Source organism: uncultured Megasphaera sp., assembly GCF_958350005.1.
Lineage (GTDB): Bacteria > Bacillota > Negativicutes > Veillonellales > Megasphaeraceae > Megasphaera.
The window spans coordinates 1-10,209 of the sequence record NZ_CATWFF010000071.1; the positions used below are offsets into that span (position 1 = coordinate 1).

Sequence of the window (10,209 nt, forward strand, 5' to 3'; positions counted from 1 at the left end):
TAGAAGGCGTTACCATTAGGCGTTCGGCTGATGGCTGCATTTCTATTGGCATTCATTATCCGTGTATTACGCTGAAAGGGCTTGAATACCTGCAGGAAAACACGCTTATGAAACGGGCGTACCGGCTGGCCAAAGGGATTAAAGACATTACGCCAGGTTTATAAAAAAACTATATACAGGATACAAGGCAATGTGATACTTTTTCACGTTGCCTTTTTTCATGCCCAAAATGAAAGGGGGTGAAAACTTGATACGATACGACAGAGTAGAAATAAAGGCCACCAAGACGCCGGAGGGATTTATCAAAGACAGCCCGGTTATTGGCCGCACGGGCTTAATGACGTACTACAACCACGACGGCAGTAAGCGTATAGAGTACCGACCGCCGGAGGAAGCATTCAACGCCGACAGCCTGGCCAGCCTTTTAGGCAAGCCGATCACCATCGGACATAAAGCCATGGTAAACGCTGGCAACGCCGCACAGGTACAGCCCATCGGCACGGTACTGACAGGCGGCAGGCAGGACGGCAACGACATTGTGGCTGACGTAGTGATTTACGACCTGCCCACCGCCGCCCGTGAATTGTCATGCGGCTATCAGCTCGACCTTGACGAAACACCGGGCACAACGCCGGACGGCAAGCATTACGATGCCATTCAGCGGAACATTCGCTATAATCACGTAGCAGTGGTACCCCGCGGCCGGGCAGGCGTAGCACGGCTCAATATGGATGGCGACCAAGTAGACGACGAAGGAGGAAATCAAAACATGAACATGACGAAAGTAAGAACAGACAGCGGCATTGAATACGATGCAGCTCCAGAGGTAAAAGTGTACCTTGAAAAACTCTTGCAGGAACGCAAAGATGAACAGGCAAAAGTCGACAAATTGCAGGCAAAATATGATGCCGTACTCAGCGACTTAGACAAGGCCAAGAAAGACCATCAGGACGCAATGGAAAAGCAGAAAGCGCAGTTCGACGAAGCTGTAAAGGCTCGTGTGGCTATGCTTCAGACCGCAGAAAAGCATGGTATTGAAAAGGCTGACGAAATGACCGATAAAGATATCAAAATCGCCATTATTCAGAAAGTGCGCGGCGATTCTTTCAATCTGGATGGCAAAAGCGACGAATATATCAACGCCGCCTTTGATATGGCAAAAGACGAACAGGCAAAACACGCCGACGGTATGAAAAACCAGCGTCAACAGCTTATGAAAGGCGCAGACAGCAACCAGAATGAAGACGAATACGATGTTGACGCAATTATGGCGCAGATTCGCAAGGATGAAGCCGTTGCATTTGGTACTAAGGGGGAATAAGACATGGCACAGATTAAACCGTTTAGCTGGTATCAGCAGGGCATGGCCCCGGCGTTTCCGGGCATGAAAGCAAACACGACATTGGATACCGTCGATTCGTTTGCATGTGAAGGTGGCTGCAATCCGGGCGACCTGGTAATGCGTGGTACGGACAAAGAAAAGCAGGCAAAAGTAGTATCCGCCGCCGACGATAAGGCAATCGGCATTGTACTGCATGAACACCATGAACCGCGCGACCCGTATTATGCGGACGGGGAAAGTATTTCTGTTATGACGTCCGGCGACGTATATGTACAGGTAGCGGCAGATGTAGCAGCAGGCGACGCCGTGGCCTTTGAAGCAGGTACAGGCTATATTAAAGGTACAGAAACAACGCCGTCCGGCAATGTATATCTGAAAGGCGCAGATGCTGGTGATGTTGTACCGGTACGCATTCGGAACGCCGCCGCCATCGCTGTTACAGTAAAAGCGGCCGCTGCAAAAGCAGGAGAAGCCGTTGTGGACCAATCCAAGGTGGGGGAATAATCATGGCATACACAAAAAAGACATGGTCAACCGGTAACGTGATTACTGCTGATGCCCTGAATAACATGGAAACGGGAATTGCCGACGCCAATACCCGAGCCATGACACCGGGGCCACAGGGAGAACAAGGACCCAAAGGTGACAAAGGCGATAAGGGAGAACCGGGCACAGCTGGAGCTGCTGGCCCCAAAGGCGATAAGGGGGATAAAGGCGATACCGGAGCTGCTGGAGCCGCAGGCGCAGCAGGTGCAAAAGGTGCGGGCGTCAAATCCCTTACCCTTACGATTAACGGCACGGCCATTACTGGTACGTGCACACTCACAGATAACAGCACGGTCGCCGTTACGGGTACATATACCCCGGCTTCTGGTTCGTAATTTAGGAGGATGATATAAATGGCAAAAGTAAACTATGATGAAAGAGATTATGCTGCACTGGTAGCGTCTAATAACCTTGACGCCGCCGGTTCTGCTTTCGTAGCTCGGCAGCTCACTATGGTACGGGCTCAGGTACTGAGAGTCAAAAAAGCAACATTGAACGCCTTTACGGTATTCCCCGTCACAACGGATATTCCGGTAGGCGCAGAAACGGCTCTGCAGCGCACCTATGATTCTGTCGGCGTTGCTGAAATCATCAGCAACTGGGCAGATGATTTGCCACGCGTCGATATTCTGGCACAGGAAACATCTGTAAACGTCAAAATGCTGGGCGATGCTTACGGCTACAACTACCGTGAAATTCAGAATGCCCAATTTGCAGGCATTAACCTGTCCGCAGAAAAAGGCCGGGTTGCAAAATATGGCGTTGACTACAAACTCAATCAGATTGCATGGCATGGCGATAAAGCTCATCATATTACAGGCTTTTTGGATAACCCCAATATCAACGAATTTACACTGCCGGGCGATGGTGCCAACAACTCCACGAAGCTGGTAGACAAGACGGAAGAACAGGTATTCCGTGACTTGAATAACTTCATTGAATCTATCCCGGAAGCAACGAATCAGGTAGAACAGGCCAACGCGTTATTGTTGCCGCCGTCTGTTTATACGTTCCTGGCCACGAAACGGCTGGGCGATACGGAAACAACGTATCTGAACTTCTTCAGACAGATTCATCCTGAAATCACAAACATCGCCAAGGTGCTGGAACTGAAAGGCGCAGGCCCGGACGGCAAAGACGTCATGATTGCAGGCTTCTTCGACCCGTCTTATATCAAGTTTGAAATTCCTATCCGCTTCGATCAGCGGCCTGTCGAATACCGCAATTTGGAATACGTTGTGAATTGCGTAGCATCTACCGCAGGCGTTACTGTCATTATGCCGTTTGCATTTGCCAAGGCTTACGGCTGCTAACTAAGGAGGGCTTACTATGTTTATCCTGTTAAACCAGACATCACGCGTCATTTTCGCAGGCGGCTATCGGCTTGTTCCCGAAATTCCGCAGGAAATCGACGCCGACAAAAAGGAATTCATGGCCATGTATCCCCGGTTATCGTCTATGATGGACGCCGGGGAAATCAAGGCCGTTACGAAAACCGCCGCCAAAACAGCGACGCAGAACGTTGAAAATATGACCATTGCCCATTTAAAGGAATACGCAAAAGGGAAAGGAATTACCGTTCCGGATGGTCTGAAAAAAGACGACATTGTCGAATTGATTCAGGCCGCTGGCTAAGGTGGCCATTATGACACAACTCGAATTATTCCGTAAAATTGCGCCTGAATTGGACACGTTTGACGACGATGAAGTCAATGACGTACTTTGTTTTATCGGGGACATAGTAAGCAAGAAACAATTTGGCAAGGTATATGATCGGGCCGTCGCACTGTTGGCGGCTCATCAGCTTACCTTACAGAACATAATTCGAAACGACGAAACCGGCGGGGCGGCGACGTCTATCACGGCGGGCGCAGTGACGTCTGAACGGGAAGGCGACCTGCAGCGGTCCTATGGCGGCGTGTCCAGCTCATCCAATGCAGCAGACGACCTGCTGAAAAAGACCGTATACGGCCTGCAGTATTTGGCGCTTCGTGACTTGTTTATTGTCCCTGTTATGACACGTATGGGGTGATGATATGGCAAACGTGCGAGACGTTGACATGGGATACCAGAAAATAACGGTAACACTGAAAGAGCTTGACGGCAGACGCGTAGAAGCCGGCGTATTTGCCGATGCTGGCACCGCAAAAGACGGCAAAACAAGCCTGGCTGATATTGCCTATTGGAATGAGTACGGCGTTACTATCAACGTATCGGATAAAATGCGGAAGTATTTGCACGCCAACGATATTCATTTAAGCCCTGGCAAGACAAGTATTCATATCCCGTCACGGCCTTTTATGCGTCAGGCCGCTGACAAGAATATGGGAAAATGGGGCGATACAGCGGAAAAGCTGGTAAAAATGATTGCTTACGGTATGTCGGCACAGCAGGGCCTTGAACTTCTGGGCATACAGGCCAAAGGGGATATACAGGACATTTTCACGTCTGGCAGTTTTGCGGCCAATTCCCCGGCAACGATTGCGAAAAAAGGCTCATCACGCCCACTTATCGACAGCGGCAGTTTACGTGACAGTGGCGTCGATTTTCGTACCAAGTAGGAGGTAGCCATGGGATTTAGACGACCGGTACAGGTGATTCGACAGGCGACGGGAACCGTTGGCAGTGACGGCTATTACACGCCGGGTTCAAAAGAAACCATCATCATATACGCCTCGGTGCAGCCACTCAATGCCAACGAGTATACACAGTTGTCCGTAGCCGGTGCCAGAAATACCCGATACGTTAAGGCATACACCACCACGCGCTTATATACGGCTCATGAAACAAACTGGGAAGCCGCACAATATGATGGTCAGTTTCAGGCGGACATCATCATCTGGCAGGGTAGCCGGTATAAGGTGATTCAGTGCGACCCATTTCAGAGCGGCGTAATTAGCCATTACAAGGCTATTGCTGAGGAGGTGTTGCCAGGTGACGAATGAACAGCGGCAGTTTATCCATGATTTACTGGCTGAACTGCTGAATCTGCCTAAATCGGCGGTTATTTGGGGCAATCAGCACGACATGCCCCGTCAAGACAAGGCTTATGCTACCATCCGCATATATAACGCCCATCGGGAAGCCGCTGAAGAATTGCGGCCAACGGATACGTCTGGCATGGTAAATGTAGTAGAGCCTACAGCTGCCACGGTGGAAGTACAGTATACAGACAGACTGAAAAACGACCCGTGCGAGGTCGTAAACAACATGGTATTGGGACTCAAAAGGCCATCTATTGTAGACCGTTGTCAGGCTGCAAGAGTGGCTTTTTTTGATGCCGGAAATGTACAGGATATATCGTTTACACTGGGCAATATCGCCTGGGAACATCGGGCGGCGGTAGACCTTAGTGTACGGTATATGGCCGAAGTACTCGACGAAGTTGGCTATATTAACGAAGTCAATGCAGGCGGCGTATTGACCGGCCCTGTCCTATCCGGCGAAGTCATTGTGAATTTGAACATCAAGGAAGGAGAGTAAAACATGGCAAGCATAGATCGCCTTGTAAACGTACAGATTACGTTAAATACGGCAGGCATTACGCAGGAGGGATTTTCCACGCTGTTATGCGTTGGCCCTCATGTATACGGCTTGACCCGTGTCAGCACCTACACCGACCCGAATCAGCTGATTGAGGACGGTTTTTCTGCTGACGATGCATTATATAAAATGGTATCGGCAGCCTTTGCACAGACCCCGTCCCCGGCGCAGGTAAAAGTAGGGCGGCAGCAGGTAAACGGGGTTACGGTAAAAATTGGGCAGTTAGGTGCAAACAGCACATATACGCTGACTGTTTCCAATGTGGCAGATAATGGCGACATTCGGGAAAAGGATTATACCTATACCAATAGCGGCGGTAGTGCGTCGGATATTTTAAACGGCTTACTGGCAGCGATTAACGCCGACAATGAAGCTGTTGTCTCCACTGGTTCTGCTGATCCGGATGCCGCTATTTCGCAGCTGCATGTTTCCGCTAAAAACCCCGGCACGGCCTTTTCTGTCAGGATTACGGACAATTTAACCGTAGAAATGGACGCTAGCAGTGAAGACATTGCCGATACCATGGCGGCGGTTATGAAATCAGATGACGATTTTTACGGCGTGGCCATTGCGTCCCGTGAAGACGACGACATTCTGGCTATGGCGGCATGGGCAGAAAGCAATGAAAAACTGTTCGGCACGGCTACGGCGGCTGACGGAGCAAAGAACAGTGAAATTACTAATGATATCGGCAGCCAGCTGATGGGCAAGAACTATTTCCGTACGTTCTGGTTCTATCACGCCAACGCCGCAACGGAATACCCGGAATGCGCTGTTATGGCCCGGTGCTTTGCAGTCAACCCCGGTGGTGAAACATGGGCAAACAAACAGCTGTCCAGCATTACGACCGACGATATTACTGAAACGGCATACAACGCCATTACAGGAAAGAACGGCAATACGTTCGAACGATTCCGTAATATTTCCATCACGCAGAACGGCAAAGTGGCCGCCGGTGAATGGATTGACGTTATCCGGTTCCGTGACTGGCTGGCTGAGGAAATCAAGGTAAACGTCATGAACCTGCTTGTCAATCGTGATAAGGTACCCTATACTGACGCCGGAATTGCGGCTATTGAAGGTCAGGTACGGGCGGCCCTGACGTTAGGCCAGCAACGTGGCGGCATTGCACCGACGGAATATACGGAAGACGGGCAGACCAACCTCGGCTTTACCGTATCCGTTCCATTGGCCTCCAGCATTTCCGCCAATCAGAAAGCCAGCCGTATTCTGAATGATGTGAAATTTACGGCCCGATTAGCAGGTGCTATTCACGTCGTAAACATTACGGGTAACTTGACGTATGAAAATCTGCTTGAAGCAGCAAACGCATAGAAAGGAGCAGGTAAATAATGGCAGAAAAAGGCGTACTTACATATGATCCGAAAAAGGTGCTTGTCATTTTGGGCGGTCAACAGCTGACGGGCTTTTCTGAAGACGATATTATCACCATCCGGCCCCTTGGCGACGGCATGACGATTTATGTTGGTGCAGATGGTGAAGTCGGTCGAAGCGTAGACCCGAACCAGTGTTTTGAAATTGAAATTTCCCTTGCTACGACATCACACAGCAATGATTACCTGTCCAGCCTGTACAATCAGGACCGGGCAAACGGCAACGCATTGAAGCCGCTTATGATTAAAGATTTGAGCGGTTCGACGCTGTTTTTTGCTGACCAGGCTTGGCCGCAGAACTTCCCGGAAGCAGGCCGGGGCCGTCAGATTGATTCTGTAAGCTGGACGCTCAACACGGGCACTGTAAACAATCCAATTATCGGGGGGAATGACTAATGTACGAAGGTGGAGACATCAAAACATACAAGCAGGGGGAATATACGTTTAGTATTCGCCAATTCCCTCCGTTTTACGCTATGAAAGTACTTGGCGAATTGCAGAAAGTCATTGCCCCATTGCTTGATGGAGCAGTAAGCGGCGTGTCGAATCCGGCTGTAAAAGACAGCAGCCGTTCTGACCTTGCTGTACTGGCAACGGTTGCAAGCGGCAGTTTTATTCAACTGTCCCAGCATATTGACGGCGCAGAATTTGAGCATATCGCCCATTTACTGCTCGACCCGGAATATGTATACGTCAAGGGTAAGTCGTATAAATCCACGACGAAACTGACAGAAGACGTTGTAAATGACGTATTCTCGGGCAGGCCCATCGACATGATTGTGCTGATGGTGAAAGTCGTGACAGTAAATTTTATGGATTTTGGCAAGCTTTGCAGTATCCCGTCTGGCGTCCGCGAAATGTGGGACGGCCTGACGTCGACATCCCTGGACGAATTGACGAAACTTTCCAATCCGAACTCTTCATCTGGCGGGCAATCAAAGAAGGAATGACGACATTGCCCGACGTAAAAGCCGGGCGAATAAATCTGGAAGAGCTGGTACGAATCAATCAGTATCTGGAAATGAACGCCGATATTGAGTACTACAACACGCAGAAACAGCTGAAAGAAGGGAGAAAGCATTATGGGCGCAGTCCGCGAACTCATCGTTAAAATAGCCTTTGCCTTTGACAGCAGAGGAAAGAAACAGGCCGATGCAGCCGTCAATAGTACAAAGAGAAATATGGACAGTATGGCCGCAGAGGCAGGACGAGCAGGCGGGCGGCTGGCCCGTTCCTTCTTGCAGGCTGTGCCGGGTGCAAATGCCGCCATTCGTGCGATACAGCGCGTGCGGGCGTCTTTGTCTGGCGTGCGGGGCGTAAGTATCAAACCGAACGTCAGCGGCCTTACGGGGCAAATGGAAGGCATTGGCGGTCAGGCTACGAAGCTCATTGGCAAATTTGCCGCATTGGGAGCAGCTATTGCCGCCGCATTTATGGCAGGCAAGGCCGCTATTCAGACCGCTGATGAAATGATGAACCTTGACGGACGGTTACGGACACTATACGAGGACGAACAACAACGGTTAGGCGTAGAAAACCGTCTGTATGCCATGTCACAACAGAATCGGCAGGGATTGTCTGAAATGGGCGACCTGTATTTCAAGGTGGCACGAGCTGGCAAGCAGTACGGCATGGGAATGGAAGATGCCGCCCGTGTAACCGACGTTGTTTCTAAAGCTCTTACGGTTGGCGGTGCGTCTGCTCAGGAAGCGCAATCCACTATCTTGCAGTTAGGGCAGGCACTAGGGTCTGGCGTATTGCAAGGTGATGAATTACGATCTTTGGATGAAAATGCCAGCCTGTTAATGCAGCATATTGCCGATTCTATGGGTGTTACCATTGGCGACTTGAAGAAGATGGGCTCAGAGGGCGTACTTACCAGTGAAGCCGTTATGAAGGCCATTATTGCCAGTGGCGGTGCTGTAGATAAAGAGTTCGGGAAAATGCCCGTTACCTTTGGTCAGGCGACGACGAAACTAGAAAACTTCTGGAAACGGTTTGTTTGGTATGTGCAAAGCAGTACGGGCGTATTTGGATGGGTGGCGCAAAAGCTCAGTGATATGGTAGACGTAGCTGACACCGTCATGACATTAGCAACGGGACCACAACAGGGAGCCACGCCGGAAGAAACAGCAGCCAATACGGCAAAATATGAACAGGCCGCCGCTGAAAATCCCCAACTAGTTGCCATTGCTGACGGCATAAATCAGGTAATAGCCGCCTTGCAGCTGGCAGGGCAGTATATCAGCGACGTATTTACCCCGGCCATTGACATGATAAAAGATCACTGGGACGATATTGCGCATACATTTGCGCCTACTATCGAGGTAATGCAAGTTGGTGTTGCTGAGTTGGGCAAAGCGTTTGAAGAATTAAAGCCCATTTTGCAAGTTCTTATGCAAATAATAGGTTCGGCCCTTGTTGCTGCATTATATGCCCTGTTTTATGCTGGATCCATGGTTTTTGCCAGTCTTGCAAAAGGGATACGGGTAGTCGCTGACGTATTAAGTACCGTTTACAACTGGGTGGTTGCAGTTGCGGACGGTATCAGCGGACTAATTACAAAAGCACAGGAATTTTTTGGCTTGCGGGCAGAATTTGACGCTACTGGCAGCGCATTGGATACATTAAGCCAGAAGATTATTAATGTAAACGAACAAAGAAACGAATTCAATTTAAACCGTCCGCAAGAGGTATATCCGTCATTGACGGGCGCCAATACGTTCTTTGCTAACTCATAAAAGGCGGTGATTGTATGCTTTTAGATAGTTTGTTAGGCGACAGCGGTCTTGGATTTGTCAGCAAGTCACGAGGAATACTGCCGAACGTGACGGAACCGGCGCAGATTGGCCCATATTTGACCGTTGATGTTGTCATGAGCCGGGAAACGAAGTTTGACAGCGAAGTATCAGAGTATCCCGTCGAAGATGGCTTTCCCATTGCCGACCACGTAACCAGAAAGCCTATGACGTTATCGCTGGACGTAGTATTTACCCCGACGCCTGTCACGCACATGCAGCGTTTTATCGGTGCGCACTCACTGAACAGCGTCACAAACACACTGATGCAGATCTATCAGGCAGGGGAACCGGTAACTATTAAAATGGTTGATGCCATCTATACGGACATGGTCATGACGTCGGCGCCGCTGCCTAAAAACGTCGACAATGGCTATTGCTACCGCTGTCAGCTTGAATTCACGCATGTACGGCGGGTGGTACAGCGCACAGAGGACGTACCAGAAGAATACGCACAAAACGACGCCGCCGGAAAAGCAGGAACGACAGAAAAAGACGGCGGCGCAGCTTTTACCAGCAATATAGGTACGGGCCTGCAAACGGTAGAGCCGGGTTCTCGCAGACCGGGTATTAATACGGATAATAT

Annotated in this window: 16 protein-coding genes; all 16 read left to right on the forward strand. The window is 50.0% G+C overall.

Translation table 11 applies throughout. The features are described from left to right. Positions 1-14 precede the first annotated feature (14 nt). Positions 15-164: a YjcQ family protein gene (locus tag Q3886_RS10025; protein ID WP_367881557.1), complete on the forward strand. Its 150-nt coding sequence runs from the start codon at positions 15-17 to the stop codon at positions 162-164. Positions 165-247: 83 nt separating this feature from the next. Next, complete coding sequence (locus tag Q3886_RS05565; RefSeq protein WP_301860181.1) at positions 248-1,321, forward strand: DUF2213 domain-containing protein; 1,074 nt, start codon at positions 248-250, stop codon at positions 1,319-1,321. Between the two features lie 3 nt (positions 1,322-1,324). Then, entirely contained in the window at positions 1,325-1,846 is a 522-nt protein-coding gene (locus Q3886_RS05570) for a hypothetical protein (RefSeq protein WP_301860182.1), read from the forward strand. 2 nt (positions 1,847-1,848) lie between these two features. Next, positions 1,849-2,223 (forward strand): hypothetical protein, encoded by a 375-nt coding sequence (locus tag Q3886_RS05575; protein WP_301860183.1) that lies wholly within the window; start codon positions 1,849-1,851, stop codon positions 2,221-2,223. Positions 2,224-2,241: 18 nt separating this feature from the next. Beyond that, positions 2,242-3,201, forward strand: a complete 960-nt coding sequence (locus Q3886_RS05580) for a major capsid family protein (protein WP_301860184.1) — start codon at positions 2,242-2,244, stop codon at positions 3,199-3,201. Positions 3,202-3,217: 16 nt separating this feature from the next. Further along, positions 3,218-3,523 (forward strand): hypothetical protein, encoded by a 306-nt coding sequence (locus tag Q3886_RS05585; protein ID WP_301860185.1) that lies wholly within the window; start codon positions 3,218-3,220, stop codon positions 3,521-3,523. Between the two features lie 10 nt (positions 3,524-3,533). Next, positions 3,534-3,920: a DUF4054 domain-containing protein gene (locus Q3886_RS05590; RefSeq protein WP_301860186.1), complete on the forward strand. Its 387-nt coding sequence runs from the start codon at positions 3,534-3,536 to the stop codon at positions 3,918-3,920. Positions 3,921-3,924: 4 nt separating this feature from the next. Next, a complete protein-coding gene (locus tag Q3886_RS05595; RefSeq protein ID WP_301860187.1) occupies positions 3,925-4,449 on the forward strand; it encodes a hypothetical protein in 525 nt (174 codons plus the stop codon). Positions 4,450-4,458: 9 nt separating this feature from the next. Next, positions 4,459-4,833, forward strand: coding sequence for a hypothetical protein (locus Q3886_RS05600; protein WP_301860188.1), 375 nt, complete (start codon positions 4,459-4,461; stop codon positions 4,831-4,833). Further along, positions 4,823-5,371 (forward strand): hypothetical protein, encoded by a 549-nt coding sequence (locus tag Q3886_RS05605; protein ID WP_301860189.1) that lies wholly within the window; start codon positions 4,823-4,825, stop codon positions 5,369-5,371. Before Q3886_RS05600 ends, Q3886_RS05605 begins: the two co-directional genes overlap by 11 nt. 3 nt (positions 5,372-5,374) lie before the next feature. Continuing rightward, entirely contained in the window at positions 5,375-6,766 is a 1,392-nt protein-coding gene (locus tag Q3886_RS05610; RefSeq protein WP_301860190.1) for a DUF3383 family protein, read from the forward strand. A 17-nt stretch (positions 6,767-6,783) separates the two neighbouring features. Then, entirely contained in the window at positions 6,784-7,221 is a 438-nt protein-coding gene (locus tag Q3886_RS05615) for a phage protein (protein ID WP_301860191.1), read from the forward strand. After that, positions 7,221-7,775: a phage tail assembly chaperone gene (locus Q3886_RS05620; protein ID WP_367881556.1), complete on the forward strand. Its 555-nt coding sequence runs from the start codon at positions 7,221-7,223 to the stop codon at positions 7,773-7,775. The genes Q3886_RS05615 and Q3886_RS05620 overlap by 1 nt, the downstream gene beginning before the upstream one ends. Further along, positions 7,772-7,936 (forward strand): hypothetical protein, encoded by a 165-nt coding sequence (locus Q3886_RS05625; RefSeq protein ID WP_301860193.1) that lies wholly within the window; start codon positions 7,772-7,774, stop codon positions 7,934-7,936. Before Q3886_RS05620 ends, Q3886_RS05625 begins: the two co-directional genes overlap by 4 nt. Then, positions 7,908-9,566 (forward strand): tape measure protein, encoded by a 1,659-nt coding sequence (locus Q3886_RS05630; protein ID WP_301860194.1) that lies wholly within the window; start codon positions 7,908-7,910, stop codon positions 9,564-9,566. Before Q3886_RS05625 ends, Q3886_RS05630 begins: the two co-directional genes overlap by 29 nt. Before the next feature lie 14 nt (positions 9,567-9,580). Further along, the coding region (locus Q3886_RS05635; RefSeq protein ID WP_301860195.1) for a phage baseplate protein at positions 9,581-10,209 on the forward strand (629 nt) is incomplete at its 3' end.

What these genes read in the sequence shown, in the direction of transcription:
- Q3886_RS05570 (WP_301860182.1), top strand. Translation starts at nt 1,325, where the DNA reads ATGGCACAGATTAAACCGTTTAGCTGGTATCAGCAGGGCATGGCCCCG.
- Q3886_RS05575 (WP_301860183.1), top strand. Translation starts at nt 1,849, where the DNA reads ATGGCATACACAAAAAAGACATGGTCAACCGGTAACGTGATTACTGCT.
- Q3886_RS05580 (WP_301860184.1), top strand. Translation starts at nt 2,242, where the DNA reads ATGGCAAAAGTAAACTATGATGAAAGAGATTATGCTGCACTGGTAGCG.
- Q3886_RS05585 (WP_301860185.1), top strand. Translation starts at nt 3,218, where the DNA reads ATGTTTATCCTGTTAAACCAGACATCACGCGTCATTTTCGCAGGCGGC.
- Q3886_RS05590 (WP_301860186.1), top strand. Translation starts at nt 3,534, where the DNA reads ATGACACAACTCGAATTATTCCGTAAAATTGCGCCTGAATTGGACACG.
- Q3886_RS05595 (WP_301860187.1), top strand. Translation starts at nt 3,925, where the DNA reads ATGGCAAACGTGCGAGACGTTGACATGGGATACCAGAAAATAACGGTA.
- Q3886_RS05600 (WP_301860188.1), top strand. Translation starts at nt 4,459, where the DNA reads ATGGGATTTAGACGACCGGTACAGGTGATTCGACAGGCGACGGGAACC.
- Q3886_RS05610 (WP_301860190.1), top strand. Translation starts at nt 5,375, where the DNA reads ATGGCAAGCATAGATCGCCTTGTAAACGTACAGATTACGTTAAATACG.
- Q3886_RS05615 (WP_301860191.1), top strand. Translation starts at nt 6,784, where the DNA reads ATGGCAGAAAAAGGCGTACTTACATATGATCCGAAAAAGGTGCTTGTC.
- Q3886_RS05620 (WP_367881556.1), top strand. Translation starts at nt 7,221, where the DNA reads ATGTACGAAGGTGGAGACATCAAAACATACAAGCAGGGGGAATATACG.
- Q3886_RS05625 (WP_301860193.1), top strand. Translation starts at nt 7,772, where the DNA reads ATGACGACATTGCCCGACGTAAAAGCCGGGCGAATAAATCTGGAAGAG.
- Q3886_RS05630 (WP_301860194.1), top strand. Translation starts at nt 7,908, where the DNA reads ATGGGCGCAGTCCGCGAACTCATCGTTAAAATAGCCTTTGCCTTTGAC.